A 15,642-nucleotide genomic window follows, 5' to 3' on the forward strand; every position below is an offset into this window, starting at 1 on the left:
CTACCCTCAAAACAAATCAAAAACAGCCGCAGTAAACACCGGCTGGGCATTACCCAGTAACATCCGCTTGTTTTCCTGCTTGTGAAACTCTTTCAACGACGGATCGTACATCACTCCATAGCGATACCCTTTTTCCGTCAGAATGTATTTTTTCCTGCGCTCAACCCATTTAATCAGGCGATATTTTTCTAACCGCTCAATAATGTGTTTACGCTGCATATTGAATTTGTCGGACAGCTCAAGAATGCTCAGGTATCCCGTTAAACCATACCTCCCAGGGTTCGATACCTGTCTTTTATAACCGGCCTGTTTCTTTTTCCGGGATGTTCGTTGTTTGTACGGCTTTTCAGGATCGGCAACCGTGACTCCCTTAATATCAGCCAGGTCAGCAGGCGCTGAGTCCGCGCCCTGCCCGGTGCCACCCTCGTAAGCAGGCGAAACGGCCAGGTAAGCAGGCGACTCATTCACCACCGGTAACAGCTGATCCTTTACCGCCTTGTACCACTTCACCTGCTTAACGGGCGTGCCGTCACTGTGCGCCTTGCCCACGTCCAGAATCTCACTGAATGGCTTGCCCTTCTCAGTCGGCGTCCAGCGGTCGTTGATGCGCTCCTGCATACCGGCCTGTTGCAGCATCAGGTTCATGATGACGGGCGAGTAAGCAGGCGAATAGAACCGGCCCAGTTCGGTGGGTGTGTAGGTCATCTCCTGAACGGGGGCTATCAGGGCAGCTTGCTGCATTTCTTCCAGCGGTGAAAAGTTGAGCCGCTTCTTGATCAACCGATCCGCCGATAGCAAAGCCTGGTTCTTTTCAAAACCTATTCTCTCGGCAAACTCGACGGCACTTAGCGTCGCCGCCATATCCATCTGGAGTTTTTTATAGGGGTCAGCAGGCGACTGGTGAACAATAGATACCGATTGCTCACTTTCCAGCAGCTTCCAGCGATCATACACTTTCGCCTGAAGTTCGTAGCTATAGCTCATAGCCATCAGGCAAGACTCCCTTTCGGGCAGGTAGTAGCATTCCTGCTCCCGGTTATATTGATCAAAATAGATACCGGAAAATTTTCCGGCATCTTTAAGAACCCTTGGAATCTTCTTTTGAAATCTGAATGCGTCTGTCCACACTCTCTGGCCAGGTCAACGCTGCTCATCACCTGCCTTCCGTTATGCTCTAACACCGTAAGATTCATCTCTGCATCCCTTATTGTTATAACCCTACAAATCCAACAACTCTGTCAAAAACACCTCTCTGTACTTCTCCCACTGATCCCTGGAATCTTTCATGGTGAACCGTGGGTCATTACCGATACTCAATCCCGCCAGAAATGCCCGTTCTACTGCTTTTGCCAGTTCCATCTCCCGCTCCGTTCTGGCGCGGGTAAACTGGCTCAGTTCCAGGAACAGCTTGTCGATAACCTCTGTCTGCTGGCTCATCGGCGGTTAATCCTTCTGGCAATCTTCTGAGACTTACGCTTGGCCTTCTTCTGCGCCTTGGTATCACGCTTCTTGCGGGGGTGGGGTTTGTCGGGGTGGGCCTTGTCAGTAAACTTGTGGAGCAAACCGGCGGTTAAATCTAATTCGTGTCGCATGGTCTATACCTTCCTTGTTGGGGGGGCTGGTACTTCCTGAACCAGCTTTTTTTTCAACTGACGGGATTAAAAGGGATTGTCGGGATACTGGTCAGCGCCCTGGTATCCGCCGCCTTGCTGTCCCTGCTGCTGATAATTCTGCGGTGCCTGCTGTGCCGGATGATTGCCCGGACGCTGCTGAGCCTGTGGCCGTTGCTGCTGTTGCTGCTGACCACCTTCCAGCCTGTCCAGCTTCTGCATCACGCCGCCGAACCCGTCCACTACAATTTCCGTGGTATACCGGTCCTGCCCGTCCTGCCCCTGCCACTTGCGGGTCTGCAATTTCCCTTCGATATACAGCTTTGCGCCTTTCTGAACATACTGTTGGCAGATTTCCGCCAGCTTTCCGAAGATCACTACCCGGTGCCACTCCGTCTTTTCCTGCTGCTGCCCCTGCTGATCCTTCCATTGCTCTGACGTAGCAATACTCAGGTTGGCAACTGCGGTTCCTGACGGGGTGAACCGAATATCGGGGTCTTGTCCAACATTCCCGATCAGGATGACTTTGTTGATTCCTTTCTGTGCCATATCAGGCAACCTCCTGCTCTTGCTTTAATTTGTCCAGCACCTGCTGGCACTCATTGATGGTTTTAATTAAATTCTTAACAGGCTCATCGCCTCGGCCCCTGACCTCTGTCCGATAAATATGTCTTTCCCGTTCCTCGTCGTAGTCTTTGTGCTTTTTGTTTACGTACAAGGCGTTGTGCGTTATGAAAACATGCAATGCGTCCACATGGCCGTACCATTCAACAAACATATCCACACCTTTCGGCGTTTCCATGGCCATACCCAGGAGATACATGGCGTGTCGGATAAACTCGTGTTTCTCAAGGCTATTAAGCTGTTCCATCACCGGCCTCCTTCCCACCCTTGGCAGATTGCTTTTTCAGCTTCTCGTTAATCCGGCCAACACTCTCGTTCTGTGGCTGCGCATCGCCCTTATCAACATACCCGGCAAAAAACTCCGAAGGCTTGCCGATGCCCGCCTCCAACGAATCGCAGATCATCCGCAGATTCATGGCCTCCTGCGCCGTCAGCTTGTCCAGCTTATGGCCCAGATACTTCTCCAAATGCCCCCGCTCAATACCGTAGACAGCAAAGGCATCCAGCATCCGGCCCTGCTGCTCCGGCTTGATCAGGCGGCCATGATTCATCAGCGTGGTCTTGACCGTTTCAATGGCCAACTCCTGAATCGGTGACGGAATCACCGCCATCAGGCAGGCCCGAACCCGGCGCATCCCCATATTGGCCATCATCTCGTAACGGTCCCGCTGGTCGTTCAGGGCATAACTGCCTTTCTTGGTGTCTCGCACCATTTTCACGGTCCAGCGCATCGAGCGGCGCACGTTTTTCTCAATATCCCAGGCGAAGGCTTCCAATAGCACCTCCTTGTCGGTCTGCTGAAGTTCAACAATGCCGTACTCGATATTGCCCATGGCCTGAGCGATGGCTTCAATCAGGCGAATGGAGGGGCCAGCCACCACCTGACCGCCTTTCGGATAGGCGTACATCGCCTTCTCCGCCAGTTGCGGCATCTGGCACAGGGACACTACTTCTACCCGCACCTTGTCGATATTGCGCTCATACTGCTTGGCTACCTGCACCTGCACCTGCAACATACTGGCCTTGCTTAACAGGTCGTGCTGGTTGGCGGTGTCAAGGGCATTGTTGCCGCTGACTAACATCTGTTGCATAGGGTTACTGCTCTCTATGACTACTGGCGCTTTGGTCATCATCCCTGTCCTCAACGTCATCAAAATGCTCCGGCTCACACTTCCTGCAACCGGGGTGGTTTGGGTCACGGCAATCGGGGTGGTATCTCAAATCGTTCTGGTAAAGATTGTCTGCCCGTTCCTGCTGCCGTAACTCGTCGTAAAACACATCCTCGAACCAGTCCTCGACACTTTTCATCAGGCCGCCCACTCGGGGGCATCGAGCACGATCAGCTCACCGTGTGAATAACCCGGCCAGTAATCTTTCTCGATGCTCTCTTTCAGGCGATGCAGGTTTTCATGGAAGCGGTGATAACCGGTCTCCACCGTGGTCTTGTCCAGCACCACGCACTCGGTCACATAGGGGGGGTGTTCTCACAGATGACAAACACAAAATCGTCAATGGGCAGGGCAGGTTCCAACAGGGTCGGCACATGGCAGTACATCGCCTGCTGAATATGGTAGCCCCGTAACCCGGCATCCTTGGCCCACCGGAACGGCGACGCATCACGGGTACTTTTCAGGTCTACCATCATGCGGTCCTGCCGCCGCAGGTAATCCGGCCTCACCTTCACCGGCAGGCCCGTGTTGGGTTCCACGGCAAAAATACTGCTCTCCGCCTCACCACCAGTCAGCAGGTTATTGGCCAGCGGGTGACGCATCACGCTCTCACACATGCGATGGGCCGTATCCCAGTCAGCAATGCTCACCACCTCACGGGGGTCTTCAGCGGCAGCGGCCAACAGGCGATCCCACAACACCGCCTCGGGGTCCACTTCCAGCAGGCGGCTGGTCAGTTCGGCAATGGTGCCGGTCACCTTCAGCTTCTGGCTCTTGTCCTCGATGTCCTCATTGATCTGCTTGATCCGGGCAACAATGGCGTCCTTACCCCGCAGGGCGTTGGGGTGGTCAGCGGGGTCCAGCTCCAACCGGTACAGATCGTCAATGGTGGCCGGTTCCAGCACAGCGGTATGGAACAGCGTACCGAGTTTCATGGCCGCACTGGGCTTATCCTGAATCTCTCCGGTCACATACTTGGCATGGAAGTGGGCAAGGGATTTTTCACTGATCAGCTTGACTTGGCTGGAACTGATGCCAGGAGCACCATGGTACTGATCGGAGGGGATATTCTGGTAGATACCCGGCGGAACGATGCCGTTGACCAGCGGCAATTCACCGGCTGCTGCCTGTTGTTTTGTTTGCATCAATGGAACACCTATCTCTGTTTTTTTGTGTTTGGAGTTTTATTTATAGCACTTCTAATAAACAAAGTTTCACTTTGGATTAATTAAAAAAACATATACGAATTTCGATAGTCAAGCGTTTTTTGCTTACCTGACCAAACAGGGGGGTGCGTAATATGAACAGGGGGGGTGCGTAATTTAGACAGGGGGGGGTGCGTAATATGAACCGGGGGTTATCACAGAAACAGCCAGAAAAGACCAGTCAAACCCTGACGGGGACTGGCTTTATTGAGGATTTCGGGAACTTATTCCAATAAATGGCACGATTTTCGCTATTATTTATATATATAAATATCTTATAGGGCGTTGTTTATATATTTATATTTAATCAAAGAGAAATATATAAACCTGAAGTATATATAATCCCCCCTAACCCCCCTTACTCGAACTGAACCCCTCGCACATAGCCGATGTATTCAGCGCCTTCCAACGACAGTGCTTCAGCCCTGCCAGGCACCCTAAGCTCTGTGACAGGGCCTAACGATTCCATGTATCCCATTACGTAGGCTTCCTTGTTCCACGTCCACAGGGTAATTTTCTCACCACCCCGTTGAGCTTCATCCAGGTCGATGATCAGATAATCGGCCTTCTTGGCAAACCAGGTATTCTGATTCAGGATCAGGGCGCAAAACCCCAGCTTCCGGCGAAAATCCACGATTTTTTCCACGCTGTCCACTTCTCCGTAAGTATCACGCAGGGCCAGATAACGCTTTTGCACCACATAGGACGGCATAAACTCCACATCATCAGGCAAAACACCGTCGTTTTTAAACGCCAGAAGATCAGCAAGCAGGGTGAACACTGGCACATTGGAGGTAGCTTCCATGCCGCTTAACAGCACTTTGCCTGCATCCACCGGCTTGATCCTGTGAGCAGGCACGTCCAGCATCTCGGCGGCAACTTTGATCATCTGATCAGGCATCCGTCGCTCCCTTCTGAGCACCCGGTATAAAAAACTTTTTGTGTAGCCTGCTTTCCTGGCCAAATCCACTTTCTGGACACCCAGCTCTACCGCCCGTTCACTCCATAGCGCCTCAAAATTATTGATCACCGCCAAATCGACCGCCGATAACTCAGACTCTTCGGAATAAGACCCTTTTGTTCGTCCCATGTCATTCACCACAAACTTAGAATTTTCATGTACCTGAGCTTAATGTGTCGCATAGTGCAAATTCCACCCCGTCATGAAATCGTGACCAAAAAAGACTGTTGACCAGAGTTTTACCGGAGTTCTATTATTGAAACCATAACCCTAATAAAACAAACGGATGCCATGTTAGACCAGGACTGGTTAAAACACCCTTCAATTCGACAGCTTTCACCGGAAGCCCGTGGCGTGCTGTCCGACCTGATCCTGTTGTCCAGACTGCCCGGCGAAAGCCAGGACGGCATCCTCACCGAATTTGACCTGCCCCTGACGCTGGACGAAATCGCCAGTCATATCCACACCGACCGACGCTACCTGCGCCGCCTGCTCCCGTCACTCAAGCAAAATGGTCTGCTGCGTGAGTCGCCCAAGGGATACTACCTGCCGAGCATCGTCCGGGAGGCCAACCGCCGACAGCGCCGGATCGAGAATGGCCGAAAAGGCGGCAATCCTAGCTTAAAAGCCACTGAAAAAGCCAGCGCCCCAACGTTCTACCGCCGCCCGCAACAACTATCCCCACAGGTGCAGTTGGAACGGAAACAATTCGGCAAATTCTGGTATCACTACCCCAACAAAACCCACGGGATACCCGCACGGGCGGCCTTTCACATGGAGCGGTTCTACCAGCGGGAAGACGACTACCTGCTGCTGATGGAACACCTGCTGAACCGTATCGACCCCATGGTGGGCGACATTCGCTGGAAAAACCGGCCCGACCAAATCCCCGAAGCGGCCACCTTCCTGCGCAAAGCCCTCTGGCAACAGAGCTACCGCCCCATCATGGAGACCCTGTAATGAGCCTTGAAGCCCAGGCATGGAGTTTAGACCAGCCGATCAGCGACCCCATGGCCAAACTGCTGCTGATCATGCTGGCCAACTACAGCAACGAACAGCACATCGCCACGGTCAGCTACCAGCGCCTGAAAACCCTGTGCGGGTTCAAGTCCAAATCCACGCTGTGCAAAAAGCTCAACCTGCTGGAAGGCCAAAGCGTTATCCAGCGCATCCCCCAGGTCAGCGCAACGGGTGGCACCGAAAGCAACGCCTACCAACTACTGCTGCCCACCGTCGCTGTGCTGCAACCGGAGCCGCAACCCAAGCCCAAAGCCATCAGGCAGGAAACCCTGAAGACTCCCCCCCCGGCCTTAACGTCTTTGCCTGGGAACTGTGGCTGGACTACAAAAAAACCCAGTTCAACGACCGCTACAAAACCCCCCGGTCCGAACAGATCGCCTACAACAAGCTCATACAACTGGCCGACGGCGACCACGACCGGCAACGGGACATCGTAGAACAATCCATCGCGAACACCTGGAAAGGTCTGTTCCCACTTCAGGAGACCCGTCATGGAGGACAAAAACAAACCGATTGGCGCGCAGGACTGGCAGAAGTCTTTGCACCGGATGGGCCGCCAGAAGCCGGAACCGGCGAAATCATCATCGACGCCGACTACCTGGCTGACACCACACCACGTCGCAGTCTTACTGGAAAGGCTCTCCCTCATACACCCGTGGTTTCGTCGGGACTATCCGACCCCGGCGGATTTGAAAGCCATCTCGACGGAATATGCCCGAGTACTGACCGAGAGGAAGATCAGTGAGGCGCATTTTACGCACGGTCTTGGCCGGATTGCCGACCAGGAACACTACCCCAACCCGGCCCGTTTTGCTGCTCTGTGTCAGGCAGCGGCGCAACCCGTGGGCTTGCCATCGGTGGCAGACGCCTTTCGCGAGGCGTGCGACCGCAGTGCTGACCCAAAGGCGGCATCCTTTTCCCACATGGCCGTTTATCTTGCCGGTCGGGCAACCGGCTGGTACGAACTGCGCCACTGCGCCACGGCGCAACAGCTACAAAGCCTCAAAAAGAACTTTGCCGACCATTACCGGCAACTCTCCACGCAAAGCGAGCCGGAACTGCTGGCGCAACTGCCCAAACCCAAAACCTTCCACCCGCTGCCACCGCCACCGGACTACGACAAACAACAATCGGCGGCGGATGCCAGGGCAAAACTCAAAGGGTTATTCAGTGACAGCGAACCTGCGGAGTAACCAGCCATGAGCAACCCACTGGATCAGGCAGGCGTCCGGTTCAACTTCGCCGGAACCAATGCTCGGGTACAGGCCCGCAACGGCAAAGACGGCCCCATCTACCGGGTCAGCTTTGAAGTGGACCAGGCCACTGGCGAGCAATTTATGGGAGCCAACCTGGTGGGCAAAATCTACGGTGGCCAGCTCATGCTGATCGACCCGGACCAGGGCGACCCCACGCCCGAACCAACACCTGCCGAAACGCCTGCTCTCAAAGGTGGCTCTGTCTCCCGTGACGCCGCCCTGCTGTGCAAGAACCGGGAGTTTCAGGAGTACGTCCACTCCCTCACTGGCCAAACCCCTTGCGAGGACGAGGCCACTTACCACCTCAAGCACTTTTGCCTGATCAACTCACGAAAGGAACTCGACCATGACCCAGACGCATTCCAACGCTTCCTCACCCTGTTCAAAGACTATGGTCAGTGGCGAAAAAAAACGGTCGGCTGGTCTGATCACGCCGCTACCCGCCAGCAACGCCTGAGTGCTGACATCGAAGCATTTCTGTGTGGCGGTGGCCAGATCAGTGAACACCCGACAGCGGAACTGGACCAGCCACTGACCCACAAAGTCACCAACCGGGAACTGCACGCCATCACCCTGTTTGATGACCAGAAGGCCAGCAAGGACGCCCCAAAGACGGTCACCCGCCCCTGGAACCCGGTCTCTGTGGCGGTACAACAACATGATCAGTAAAGGCATCTACCGCAACAAAAAGCTCCTGCAACTGGCCGAGCACAGCCCCTGCCAGTGGTGCCAACTGCCCGAAGGAACAGGTCGTGTCGTCGCCTGCCACGTCCAGAGCTTCCGGGCACAAAACTTTGGTAAAGGCACTGGCATCAAGCCCTCCGACGCCTGCACTGCGTTCTTGTGTAACGATTGCCATGACCTGATGGATCGCCGCACATCCAACCCGGCCATGGACAGTATGAGCCCCATTGAACACGCCGAACTGTGGAGCTACCTGATCCTGAAAACCCACGAATGGATCTTCACCCACCACCCGGAGGTGCTGCGTTGAGAAGAGCCGCCCGTGTGGACGACAACCAGAAACAGATCGTAGCGGTGTTCAAGGCTGCCAGCGTATCCGTGGCGGTCACGTCCAACCAGCACAGCGGCTACCCGGACCTCACCATCGGCTACCTGGGGTACAACATCCTGGTGGAAATCAAGGACGGCAACAAACCCCCGTCCGCCCGGAAACTGACCCCGAAACAGAGGGAGTTTCGCGCCAACTGGCAAGGTGAATACCGCATCGTCACCAGCGAAAGCGACGCACTGGCCCTGATCAAAGAGCTGCAAAAACGCAAAGGCAGGGAAGGCCATGACACTGATCCAGCCACTGACCGATAGAACCGCGAAACGAAGCTATCTTAAGAAAGTCGAGTGTATTGAAAGCCCCTGTGACCACTGCCCCCACAGGGACACCTGCCGCACCGGCAAAGCCTGTGAGCGTTTTCACCATTTTGTCGAGTCCGGTAAAATCAGCCGTATGCACAGCACCATGCCCAACGTGAAATCCTATCGAAAAGTGTATGCAAACAGGCGAACCCAGTGAACCAGGCACCGTATCGAGACATCTACCACCTGCTCAACCGTTCGCTGTCCGGCATCACCCTGGAGCGGTACATCAAATCCGGCTGGCAACATTTTTACACCGCCAGGGCCGCCGACGGACGGCGACTGGATAACTTCAGCGACGGTTTGAATAACCTGGAACGCAACGCCCAAGACACCTTGAGCGCACAGCTTATAACAAAAACACTGGACGGAAACCCGTTGATGGAGGCGGTACTGTGGTTAAGACACAATCGCGATCCAGCCCTGCAAAACTACCTGATCGAGTTAATCAGGAATCTTCTGGATGATAACCGTAACATAACAAAATTTGTTTTGAGGGAGTTTGCTGGATTAACTCAAGAAACGTTGGCTGCCTGGCTAAAGTCCCAATCAATGAGTCAAAGCTCGGCGTATCGTGACCGGTTTTCCCTGCGGCAAACCTTGTTTGAGGTATACGATGGGGCTGTGCATCAATTAGAACTTCAGTTTCAATCTCAGGGATTGGTCGGCTCCCTGTAGAGACCGTCACGAATACGCAGTGCTCATTACTGTCCAGATCCAACTCTTCCCTGACACGTTTATCCTTAAAAATTTGTTCCATACTCCAATCCTCAAATTGCTGCTACAACTGAAAATTGGACGCCACGGCTAAAGATGTCCCTTTCGGTTTTTATCTAAGCACCAATCAGCATCGGCAGGCAACACCCTTTTCACATTTTTCACATTCTGTTTGTTTTGGGTGTTGATCTCTATTGGCCGGTTAATCTAGTATAAATCCCATCGCATTACCCGTTTCCATGGATTTTTAACCATGGACTTAACATTTTCCCATTCAGGAACATGGACATGAATCATCCTGAAGTGGCAGAGCGTTTTAAACTGGCGATGGAGTTGGCCGGTATTAAAACGGTCACCAAACTGGCATGGAAGTCTGGTGTTGAGCGGGCTTATATTTATCGTTTGCTCAGTGGTGACATCGCTAAACCTCACAAGTATCTGGAACCGTTATCGAAGGCTTTGGGTGTCGATCCGAACTGGCTGGGTAATGGCAAAGGTGGCATTTACGATTTTGAACGCCCGAGTCTCAAGAAAGGCGTGATAAAAACCACGGTGACGGTTGTGCCACTTGAAGGTTCACCTTTTGAGGCAGAACTGATGGTGCCTGATATTTTTAACAGTCTTCGCCATGTTCCCCAAGAGCCGAATTTATACGCTTATTTTTATTTGCCGGAAACCAACAATTATTTTCCGGCCAATACGTTATTGACCGTTGAGGTCATTTTCAGGCCGGGTCCGGGTATGTTTCTTGCGTGGTATGAGTCTGGTGGTATGAAGCAACTCGGGTGTTTCAACCGTTATTACGATCAATCCGGGGAAAAATCCAATGCTCAGGATGGCATGGAGGTGATTGGTCGTATTCGCAACATGGATTACTGGAAAATGGACGATCTGGTTTGATACAGAAAAATAATAAAGGGGCTCCATGAAGTTTCACAGTTACGACGCAGAACATGACGAGATTATCCTGTTGGTCAGAGAACGTCAGGAACGCCGTTCTTTACCCAAATACATTGCTACAGGTGAGGTAGACCGATTAACCAGGGATGACCGGGGCAAGCTGTATGAACAGGTCAGGAACCATCCGAAAATTGTTGCTGACGAAGGGGTATGCGGGTGTTTTTCTTTTCACCTGATCAATCAACAAAACCTGTTCTTGGCCATAGGCGCTTTGTATGTAGCTTTACTGGTATTCTGCCCGGTGGTTTTCATGCGCCATTTTCATGTGATGGGGCTGGAGTTTACCGGAGGAAGTATTCTGTTTCCTGTCACCTACGTTTTACTGGACAGCATATCGGAGTTGTACGGTATTCGTCGGGCACGGCAGACATTGATTTACACCAGCAGTTTGCTGATGGTTCTGGGTGGTGCCTGGTGGCTTCACGTTCATTTTCTGGCTGGTTTAGTACACGGAGATCACAGTCACGAAAAAGTTCAGGCCATAGAACTGATCTATCAAGAGCTGCCGCACAACTTTTTTAAACTCGGTTTGAGCCTGCTGATGACCGATATGATTAACATCCTTCTGTTTCACCGGATAAGGAGCTGGATGAACAATCGCTGGTTCTGGTTTCGCTCCCTGGTATCAACGTCCGTTGCCCTGACTATTTTCTCGGTCGTTGCTCCAATAGCCCGATTCGGTGCTTATTGGAACGATTCTGAAACCCTGAATTTTGTGACTAATGTCACTGTGGCGAAGTACCCGCTGGTGTTAATCTACCTGCCTATTGGGCTGGCGATTGTATACGGAGCCCGTTTCTGGCGCAGGCATTATGCCAAATATTGAGCAGTTTTGGTTGCAGTTATTATGGATCGAATTCATTTAGGACAAGTGCCCCGTACCCATCGGGGCCAGATTCATTATCGGGCAATACCGTCCGTGCAGGTTAAGCTGATGGTTGCAGAGGAAGAACTAAGACAGCTTAACTCCCGCATTAGTCGGCATCATAATCCGACTGACACTTTTTATTTTCCTGATATTGAGGGGCGTCTTGACCGGAAAGCGTTTCTGGAAAGGTGCATCAGTGAATGGCGGTCATTGTTAGGAGAGTAGTTTATGTCTCATAAAGATGATCTGAACCAGATGGACTGGTTCATGTATCGGCTCAGCGTCCGAAGTCGTATTCATAATGCCTGGTTAATGTCAGGCTATCTTATTATTGCTTTTGTGCTCGGTTATGCCGTGCATGATCATACGCCTTCTAGCTGGCAATTTTGGGTGCTTGCAACGATGGTGATCAATCTGTGTCTTGCGGTATTTGTTTCCTATCGCCATTCAAAAATTGACGTTGCCGATGTTGAGAAATTTAGCCAGCTTACCCGCCGTTATATGACCCCACCGGAACCCAATAAAGACCATGAGCACCTACGACCCAAGACCTGACTATAGCAACGAAACCAAGACTATTTAATGACAGGAAGTAAGCTCAATGAAACCTGAACCAGTAGACCAGCAAGAAGTCGACCGACTCAAGCGCATTGATATACCGCACTGGATAAACGGCGGCACGAATTTTACCAGCAAGTTGTTTGTGCTGATCCAGACATCTGACCCTGATAACAAGTGGAAAATTAAACAAGTGTTCCCGAACGAGGTCGAGGCACTAAGGCAATGGAATGAGGAAAATTTACATGAACCAGGCACTCTATGAATTTCTGAAAGCCTTCGACGACGACACGCTCTCCGAAGGTGCCCATCAGGCAATCATCATGGAAGGAGTCGAAGCATTTAATGAGCTTCACAACACCGGGTACGATGCGTTCGATACCTGGTTAGCTTATATCAAGCGAAAATATAAGATGTTCGCAAAATGACAGAGGTACTGCGCGGTGAACATTGATCAAGTAGTTAAACGAATTTATCAGATCACGGCACCAGAGACTGAGATTCAGATGTTCTTGGGGGCGGTGATGACCCTGACGATTCACCTAAAACCGATGCACAAGATTGAGGTGTGCGAAGAGATCAATAAACTGCTGTTGCCGTTGAAGGGCAAGATGCAGGTTATTCTTGCCGTTATGGACGATGACGACGATGTGTATGCCCGGTTGATCGGTTTTGGCTTGTCGAATAACGAAATTAATGTGGATGAATGGTCTGATGAAACCTGATCAACGAGAGTGGCTGGACGAGCATCAACCGGATCATCATTTGAAATACGACGATCAGAAAAATATCTGGTACGTCCTGGCCACAACTTACGGCACGAAGCACCCGTTCCCCAGCACCAAATACAAAAGCCCGGATAATGCCAAAGCAGCGGCCATTGCTTTTCGTGACAGCTTGCCTGCTGAAGCCTTTAAATGGGAGCGGAAATTTCTGTCGCAAACTAATTCGAACTTTGCGGGTGTTCGCCGTTACAGGGACGATCAAAGAGATTGTTGGATGGCCACGGTTGATTTTTACAAGGGGGGTGAGCGGTCAAGTAAGTCAAAATCTTTTTCGATCAAAAAATACGGTGAACAACAGGGTTACGATATGGCAGTCCAGTGGCGTAAAAGAATGATGCTTGAAAAAGAAAACATCGAAGCAGAAAGTTCTGATGTTCCCAAGGTGAAAGAGACTTACCCGAAAAGTGCGGGGAGAATGCCATGAAACTGACTGACAAAGTGCCTTACATTACTGAGGATGGCGACGTTTTGGAAGCGGATCGGGCGGTTGATCTGAACAGGTCGCTGACTGATTTGCGTATTTTGGGTCTGATAACGGATGATGAGTTTTCTGCGATTGCCCAGCGTTTGCATGAGCAGTATTCCAAGGCGTTGACGCTGGTTCCCAAGGAGCCCGGACGTGGTTAAGCGGTGGCAAAAACGAATACCGACGCCGTTTCTCAGAACGCGCAAATTGTTGTTGATGGATTTGTGGCTGTTATCGGTGCCGTTGTTCATGGCGTTCCAGTTTTATTGGGGCAATCCGGTCAATGCGTGGTCGATGCTGGGCATTGGGGTTGTCATGGTGATGTTCCGTCAGTTGGGAGCGATTGGCGCGCAGCCACATTACATGGGGACGGGGATTTCACAGGAAGATTATGCAGCACTGGGGCGTGGGGAAACGGTCAGACTGAGAATATTTGATAACAAGGTATCGTTGACGTTGGATTATGCAGATTTGACTGAGGAACAAAAATGAAAAGGCCGGAAGTTACACCAGAAATTATTATGAAAGCGGCAGAGAAAACCGCTGCTGAAACATCAAACCTGTCACTGGAAGAAAAAGCGGAACTCGCTAATGCCATTGTCCAAGTGTACCGCACATACATGAATGGTTTCGATTTAGCCAAGGCCCTGGACCGCAATGGATGGGATGACATAGATACGATGTTTGTCGAAGACATTGATGCAATGGGTTTCAATGTAGATACGATTCACAAAGAAGTCTGTTTTGCCTGGGTTAAAGAAAATAATATCCAGCCGCCGTTTGAGATTGGAACAACGCTTGATATTGGAGTCATAACCGGTATTAGCGACCACATGCCTGCCTACTTTGAGGTAAAGCTGACAGGCCATGACGACGCAAAGGATGGCTATTCAAGAAGGTTGCTAAAGTTTGAGGATGCCGTATCCGCATAACCCCTGCGTAATGGGCAGCCGTAGGCTGTCCCGTTGACGCTCTTGGTAAACGCTGATTAGCACAATCCAGTAGTAAACTTTTAGATTACAACTCAACCGTCAAGTAATCCTTGATAGTTGCAGGAGGCTCAGAATGCCAATATATAAATTCAAAGGTTCGGCAACCGTTAGCTGCTGGACAGAAGTAGAAGCGGAAACCGAAGAAGAAGCCCGTTTAATTGCAGAAAAACGTGAGCTTGGCAGTCTTAATGCTTTTTCAATTTCGGGTGATGTTTCAAAAGTATGGCAGTTTACCGATGACGGAATGCCACAAGATATTGAACTCGACGATGATTAAATGCGTTTAACACTGTGATTATGCGAACTCAGTTCGCATAAGCGACATAACTATCGTATCAGTTGTCTAATTAATGGTACTGACAATGTTAAATCTGGGTAGCGTAGTGACATTGGGTGTTGATCTTCACCATGCACCCGCAGGTGCCAAAGGAGTGGTGGTCGAAGTGTATAACCGGCATGAAATGGCAGACAATACTGGCTGGTTTATCCTGTTTGACAACGGTTTCGCAGACGGTTTTTCAGCATTTGACCTGGAGCATCTGAAGGTGCATGATACCGGCGAGGTTGATCAGGTGATCAGACGTTACCGTTTTACCAACGTTAGCCGGTTGCATCAGGAATACCTTGACGGCTGGTTTGACCTGGCCCTGGGCAAGCGATAGAGGGAAAAGCCTATCCAGCCCCCCCATGGAGATGTTATGCAATTCATACCAACTAACGACGTATTCCACCATCTGGTCCTGCTGTTGCGACTGCACAAAGACCGGGAACTCCTGCAAGACATGTTCAAGGCTCAGGGTATGGACGTTTCCAATTCGCTGATACGGGCCTGGCGGAACAAGACCGGCCAGCACAACAACAGGATGTACCGTGAGATGCCGAGGGAAGCGCTGGACAAATTTATTGACGAGTGTCATAACCGGCAGTTCATTGAGATTGACAGCCCATCTGGTGAAAGCTAACCTACTCAGGCACTCAACCGATGCACTGCCGCACAGGCAGATTACACTGCCGTACAGGCAGCTTAGAAATTAGAAACTAGAAAACACGTTTTGGTTTTCCAGGCATTCGGTTGAG

Annotated in this window: 31 protein-coding genes; 21 read left to right on the forward strand and 10 right to left on the reverse strand. The window is 51.4% G+C overall.

What is annotated here, in order from left to right:
• Window positions 1–6: 6 nt before the first annotated feature.
• The 10 genes from ACO6UX_RS01225 to ACO6UX_RS01270 all read right to left on the reverse strand — a co-directional run bounded on the left by ACO6UX_RS01225 (window position 7) and on the right by ACO6UX_RS01270 (window position 5,698).
• Complete coding sequence (locus ACO6UX_RS01225; RefSeq protein WP_422444102.1) at window positions 7–1,128, reverse strand: hypothetical protein; 1,122 nt, start codon at window positions 1,126–1,128, stop codon at window positions 7–9.
• Window positions 1,129–1,218: 90 nt separating this feature from the next.
• Window positions 1,219–1,437: a hypothetical protein gene (locus ACO6UX_RS01230; RefSeq protein ID WP_422444104.1), complete on the reverse strand. Its 219-nt coding sequence runs from the start codon at window positions 1,435–1,437 to the stop codon at window positions 1,219–1,221.
• Entirely contained in the window at window positions 1,434–1,592 is a 159-nt protein-coding gene (locus tag ACO6UX_RS01235) for a hypothetical protein (protein ID WP_422444106.1), read from the reverse strand. The genes ACO6UX_RS01230 and ACO6UX_RS01235 overlap by 4 nt, the downstream gene beginning before the upstream one ends.
• A 66-nt stretch (window positions 1,593–1,658) precedes the next feature.
• Complete coding sequence (gene ssb, locus ACO6UX_RS01240; protein WP_422444108.1) at window positions 1,659–2,159, reverse strand: single-stranded DNA-binding protein; 501 nt, start codon at window positions 2,157–2,159, stop codon at window positions 1,659–1,661.
• A gap of 1 nt (window position 2,160) precedes the next feature.
• Window positions 2,161–2,481, reverse strand: coding sequence for a hypothetical protein (locus ACO6UX_RS01245; RefSeq protein WP_422444110.1), 321 nt, complete (start codon window positions 2,479–2,481; stop codon window positions 2,161–2,163).
• Window positions 2,468–3,385: a hypothetical protein gene (locus ACO6UX_RS01250; RefSeq protein ID WP_422444112.1), complete on the reverse strand. Its 918-nt coding sequence runs from the start codon at window positions 3,383–3,385 to the stop codon at window positions 2,468–2,470. Before ACO6UX_RS01250 ends, ACO6UX_RS01245 begins: the two co-directional genes overlap by 14 nt.
• Entirely contained in the window at window positions 3,330–3,542 is a 213-nt protein-coding gene (locus ACO6UX_RS01255; protein WP_422444113.1) for a hypothetical protein, read from the reverse strand. Before ACO6UX_RS01255 ends, ACO6UX_RS01250 begins: the two co-directional genes overlap by 56 nt.
• The gene (locus ACO6UX_RS01260; RefSeq protein ID WP_422444115.1) at window positions 3,542–3,703 is read right to left on the reverse strand and encodes a hypothetical protein; all 162 of its coding nucleotides are present in this window, start codon (window positions 3,701–3,703) and stop codon (window positions 3,542–3,544) included. The genes ACO6UX_RS01255 and ACO6UX_RS01260 overlap by 1 nt, the downstream gene beginning before the upstream one ends.
• On the reverse strand, window positions 3,700–4,548 hold the full coding sequence (locus ACO6UX_RS01265) for a PD-(D/E)XK nuclease-like domain-containing protein (protein WP_422444117.1): 849 nt from the start codon (window positions 4,546–4,548) through the stop codon (window positions 3,700–3,702). The genes ACO6UX_RS01260 and ACO6UX_RS01265 overlap by 4 nt, the downstream gene beginning before the upstream one ends.
• 418 nt (window positions 4,549–4,966) lie before the next feature.
• A complete protein-coding gene (locus ACO6UX_RS01270; RefSeq protein WP_422444119.1) occupies window positions 4,967–5,698 on the reverse strand; it encodes a hypothetical protein in 732 nt (243 codons plus the stop codon).
• Between the two features lie 162 nt (window positions 5,699–5,860).
• Between ACO6UX_RS01270 and ACO6UX_RS01275 the strand changes: the two genes are divergently transcribed.
• The 21 genes from ACO6UX_RS01275 to ACO6UX_RS01375 all read left to right on the forward strand — a co-directional run bounded on the left by ACO6UX_RS01275 (window position 5,861) and on the right by ACO6UX_RS01375 (window position 15,527).
• The gene (locus tag ACO6UX_RS01275) at window positions 5,861–6,529 is read left to right on the forward strand and encodes a hypothetical protein (RefSeq protein WP_422444121.1); all 669 of its coding nucleotides are present in this window, start codon (window positions 5,861–5,863) and stop codon (window positions 6,527–6,529) included.
• Window positions 6,529–7,026: a hypothetical protein gene (locus ACO6UX_RS01280; protein WP_422444123.1), complete on the forward strand. Its 498-nt coding sequence runs from the start codon at window positions 6,529–6,531 to the stop codon at window positions 7,024–7,026. The genes ACO6UX_RS01275 and ACO6UX_RS01280 overlap by 1 nt, the downstream gene beginning before the upstream one ends.
• 111 nt (window positions 7,027–7,137) lie before the next feature.
• Complete coding sequence (locus tag ACO6UX_RS01285; RefSeq protein ID WP_422444732.1) at window positions 7,138–7,782, forward strand: replication protein P; 645 nt, start codon at window positions 7,138–7,140, stop codon at window positions 7,780–7,782.
• A 6-nt stretch (window positions 7,783–7,788) separates the two neighbouring features.
• Entirely contained in the window at window positions 7,789–8,514 is a 726-nt protein-coding gene (locus ACO6UX_RS01290) for a hypothetical protein (protein WP_422444125.1), read from the forward strand.
• Complete coding sequence (locus ACO6UX_RS01295) at window positions 8,504–8,839, forward strand: hypothetical protein (RefSeq protein ID WP_422444127.1); 336 nt, start codon at window positions 8,504–8,506, stop codon at window positions 8,837–8,839. Before ACO6UX_RS01290 ends, ACO6UX_RS01295 begins: the two co-directional genes overlap by 11 nt.
• Entirely contained in the window at window positions 8,803–9,171 is a 369-nt protein-coding gene (locus ACO6UX_RS01300; RefSeq protein WP_422444129.1) for a hypothetical protein, read from the forward strand. Before ACO6UX_RS01295 ends, ACO6UX_RS01300 begins: the two co-directional genes overlap by 37 nt.
• Entirely contained in the window at window positions 9,143–9,376 is a 234-nt protein-coding gene (locus ACO6UX_RS01305) for a hypothetical protein (protein ID WP_422444131.1), read from the forward strand. Before ACO6UX_RS01300 ends, ACO6UX_RS01305 begins: the two co-directional genes overlap by 29 nt.
• Entirely contained in the window at window positions 9,373–9,897 is a 525-nt protein-coding gene (locus ACO6UX_RS01310) for a hypothetical protein (protein ID WP_422444133.1), read from the forward strand. Before ACO6UX_RS01305 ends, ACO6UX_RS01310 begins: the two co-directional genes overlap by 4 nt.
• Before the next feature lie 327 nt (window positions 9,898–10,224).
• Window positions 10,225–10,836 carry a helix-turn-helix domain-containing protein gene (locus tag ACO6UX_RS01315; RefSeq protein ID WP_422444135.1) on the forward strand — a complete coding sequence of 204 codons (612 nt, stop codon included), beginning with the start codon at window positions 10,225–10,227 and terminating at the stop codon, window positions 10,834–10,836.
• Between the two features lie 25 nt (window positions 10,837–10,861).
• Window positions 10,862–11,722: a VUT family protein gene (locus ACO6UX_RS01320; RefSeq protein WP_422444137.1), complete on the forward strand. Its 861-nt coding sequence runs from the start codon at window positions 10,862–10,864 to the stop codon at window positions 11,720–11,722.
• A 270-nt stretch (window positions 11,723–11,992) separates the two neighbouring features.
• Complete coding sequence (locus tag ACO6UX_RS01325) at window positions 11,993–12,319, forward strand: hypothetical protein (protein WP_422444139.1); 327 nt, start codon at window positions 11,993–11,995, stop codon at window positions 12,317–12,319.
• Between the two features lie 46 nt (window positions 12,320–12,365).
• The gene (locus ACO6UX_RS01330; RefSeq protein WP_422444141.1) at window positions 12,366–12,587 is read left to right on the forward strand and encodes a hypothetical protein; all 222 of its coding nucleotides are present in this window, start codon (window positions 12,366–12,368) and stop codon (window positions 12,585–12,587) included.
• Window positions 12,568–12,750, forward strand: a complete 183-nt coding sequence (locus ACO6UX_RS01335; RefSeq protein ID WP_422444143.1) for a hypothetical protein — start codon at window positions 12,568–12,570, stop codon at window positions 12,748–12,750. The genes ACO6UX_RS01330 and ACO6UX_RS01335 overlap by 20 nt, the downstream gene beginning before the upstream one ends.
• Before the next feature lie 15 nt (window positions 12,751–12,765).
• Window positions 12,766–13,047, forward strand: coding sequence for a hypothetical protein (locus tag ACO6UX_RS01340; RefSeq protein ID WP_422444145.1), 282 nt, complete (start codon window positions 12,766–12,768; stop codon window positions 13,045–13,047).
• A complete protein-coding gene (locus ACO6UX_RS01345) occupies window positions 13,037–13,531 on the forward strand; it encodes a hypothetical protein (RefSeq protein WP_422444147.1) in 495 nt (164 codons plus the stop codon). The genes ACO6UX_RS01340 and ACO6UX_RS01345 overlap by 11 nt, the downstream gene beginning before the upstream one ends.
• Window positions 13,528–13,734 (forward strand): hypothetical protein, encoded by a 207-nt coding sequence (locus ACO6UX_RS01350; protein ID WP_422444149.1) that lies wholly within the window; start codon window positions 13,528–13,530, stop codon window positions 13,732–13,734. The genes ACO6UX_RS01345 and ACO6UX_RS01350 overlap by 4 nt, the downstream gene beginning before the upstream one ends.
• Complete coding sequence (locus tag ACO6UX_RS01355; protein WP_422444151.1) at window positions 13,727–14,065, forward strand: hypothetical protein; 339 nt, start codon at window positions 13,727–13,729, stop codon at window positions 14,063–14,065. The genes ACO6UX_RS01350 and ACO6UX_RS01355 overlap by 8 nt, the downstream gene beginning before the upstream one ends.
• Complete coding sequence (locus tag ACO6UX_RS01360) at window positions 14,062–14,505, forward strand: hypothetical protein (RefSeq protein ID WP_422444153.1); 444 nt, start codon at window positions 14,062–14,064, stop codon at window positions 14,503–14,505. The genes ACO6UX_RS01355 and ACO6UX_RS01360 overlap by 4 nt, the downstream gene beginning before the upstream one ends.
• Before the next feature lie 133 nt (window positions 14,506–14,638).
• Window positions 14,639–14,842, forward strand: coding sequence for a hypothetical protein (locus ACO6UX_RS01365; RefSeq protein ID WP_422444155.1), 204 nt, complete (start codon window positions 14,639–14,641; stop codon window positions 14,840–14,842).
• Window positions 14,843–14,927: 85 nt separating this feature from the next.
• Entirely contained in the window at window positions 14,928–15,227 is a 300-nt protein-coding gene (locus tag ACO6UX_RS01370; RefSeq protein ID WP_422444157.1) for a hypothetical protein, read from the forward strand.
• A 36-nt stretch (window positions 15,228–15,263) separates the two neighbouring features.
• A complete protein-coding gene (locus ACO6UX_RS01375) occupies window positions 15,264–15,527 on the forward strand; it encodes a hypothetical protein (protein WP_422444158.1) in 264 nt (87 codons plus the stop codon).
• The last annotated feature ends 115 nt before the right edge of the window (window positions 15,528–15,642 follow it).

Source organism: Endozoicomonas sp. ALB091, from assembly GCF_049310265.1.
In the GTDB taxonomy this organism is placed as follows: Bacteria; Pseudomonadota; Gammaproteobacteria; order Pseudomonadales; family Endozoicomonadaceae; genus Endozoicomonas.

What these genes read in the sequence shown, in the direction of transcription:
- ACO6UX_RS01330 (WP_422444141.1), top strand. Translation starts at nt 12,366, where the DNA reads ATGAAACCTGAACCAGTAGACCAGCAAGAAGTCGACCGACTCAAGCGC.
- ACO6UX_RS01245 (WP_422444110.1), bottom strand. Translation starts at nt 2,481, where the DNA reads ATGGAACAGCTTAATAGCCTTGAGAAACACGAGTTTATCCGACACGCC.
- ACO6UX_RS01270 (WP_422444119.1), bottom strand. Translation starts at nt 5,698, where the DNA reads ATGGGACGAACAAAAGGGTCTTATTCCGAAGAGTCTGAGTTATCGGCG.
- ACO6UX_RS01290 (WP_422444125.1), top strand. Translation starts at nt 7,789, where the DNA reads ATGAGCAACCCACTGGATCAGGCAGGCGTCCGGTTCAACTTCGCCGGA.
- ACO6UX_RS01320 (WP_422444137.1), top strand. Translation starts at nt 10,862, where the DNA reads ATGAAGTTTCACAGTTACGACGCAGAACATGACGAGATTATCCTGTTG.
- ACO6UX_RS01345 (WP_422444147.1), top strand. Translation starts at nt 13,037, where the DNA reads ATGAAACCTGATCAACGAGAGTGGCTGGACGAGCATCAACCGGATCAT.
- ACO6UX_RS01255 (WP_422444113.1), bottom strand. Translation starts at nt 3,542, where the DNA reads ATGAAAAGTGTCGAGGACTGGTTCGAGGATGTGTTTTACGACGAGTTA.
- ACO6UX_RS01350 (WP_422444149.1), top strand. Translation starts at nt 13,528, where the DNA reads ATGAAACTGACTGACAAAGTGCCTTACATTACTGAGGATGGCGACGTT.
- ACO6UX_RS01230 (WP_422444104.1), bottom strand. Translation starts at nt 1,437, where the DNA reads ATGAGCCAGCAGACAGAGGTTATCGACAAGCTGTTCCTGGAACTGAGC.
- ACO6UX_RS01370 (WP_422444157.1), top strand. Translation starts at nt 14,928, where the DNA reads ATGTTAAATCTGGGTAGCGTAGTGACATTGGGTGTTGATCTTCACCAT.
- ACO6UX_RS01365 (WP_422444155.1), top strand. Translation starts at nt 14,639, where the DNA reads ATGCCAATATATAAATTCAAAGGTTCGGCAACCGTTAGCTGCTGGACA.
- ACO6UX_RS01295 (WP_422444127.1), top strand. Translation starts at nt 8,504, where the DNA reads ATGATCAGTAAAGGCATCTACCGCAACAAAAAGCTCCTGCAACTGGCC.
- ssb (WP_422444108.1), bottom strand. Translation starts at nt 2,159, where the DNA reads ATGGCACAGAAAGGAATCAACAAAGTCATCCTGATCGGGAATGTTGGA.
- ACO6UX_RS01375 (WP_422444158.1), top strand. Translation starts at nt 15,264, where the DNA reads ATGCAATTCATACCAACTAACGACGTATTCCACCATCTGGTCCTGCTG.
- ACO6UX_RS01280 (WP_422444123.1), top strand. Translation starts at nt 6,529, where the DNA reads ATGAGCCTTGAAGCCCAGGCATGGAGTTTAGACCAGCCGATCAGCGAC.
- ACO6UX_RS01235 (WP_422444106.1), bottom strand. Translation starts at nt 1,592, where the DNA reads ATGCGACACGAATTAGATTTAACCGCCGGTTTGCTCCACAAGTTTACT.
- ACO6UX_RS01275 (WP_422444121.1), top strand. Translation starts at nt 5,861, where the DNA reads ATGTTAGACCAGGACTGGTTAAAACACCCTTCAATTCGACAGCTTTCA.
- ACO6UX_RS01265 (WP_422444117.1), bottom strand. Translation starts at nt 4,548, where the DNA reads ATGCAAACAAAACAACAGGCAGCAGCCGGTGAATTGCCGCTGGTCAAC.
- ACO6UX_RS01335 (WP_422444143.1), top strand. Translation starts at nt 12,568, where the DNA reads ATGAACCAGGCACTCTATGAATTTCTGAAAGCCTTCGACGACGACACG.
- ACO6UX_RS01325 (WP_422444139.1), top strand. Translation starts at nt 11,993, where the DNA reads ATGTCTCATAAAGATGATCTGAACCAGATGGACTGGTTCATGTATCGG.
- ACO6UX_RS01360 (WP_422444153.1), top strand. Translation starts at nt 14,062, where the DNA reads ATGAAAAGGCCGGAAGTTACACCAGAAATTATTATGAAAGCGGCAGAG.
- ACO6UX_RS01300 (WP_422444129.1), top strand. Translation starts at nt 8,803, where the DNA reads ATGGATCTTCACCCACCACCCGGAGGTGCTGCGTTGAGAAGAGCCGCC.
- ACO6UX_RS01285 (WP_422444732.1), top strand. Translation starts at nt 7,138, where the DNA reads ATGGGCCGCCAGAAGCCGGAACCGGCGAAATCATCATCGACGCCGACT.
- ACO6UX_RS01250 (WP_422444112.1), bottom strand. Translation starts at nt 3,385, where the DNA reads ATGACGTTGAGGACAGGGATGATGACCAAAGCGCCAGTAGTCATAGAG.
- ACO6UX_RS01305 (WP_422444131.1), top strand. Translation starts at nt 9,143, where the DNA reads ATGACACTGATCCAGCCACTGACCGATAGAACCGCGAAACGAAGCTAT.
- ACO6UX_RS01315 (WP_422444135.1), top strand. Translation starts at nt 10,225, where the DNA reads ATGAATCATCCTGAAGTGGCAGAGCGTTTTAAACTGGCGATGGAGTTG.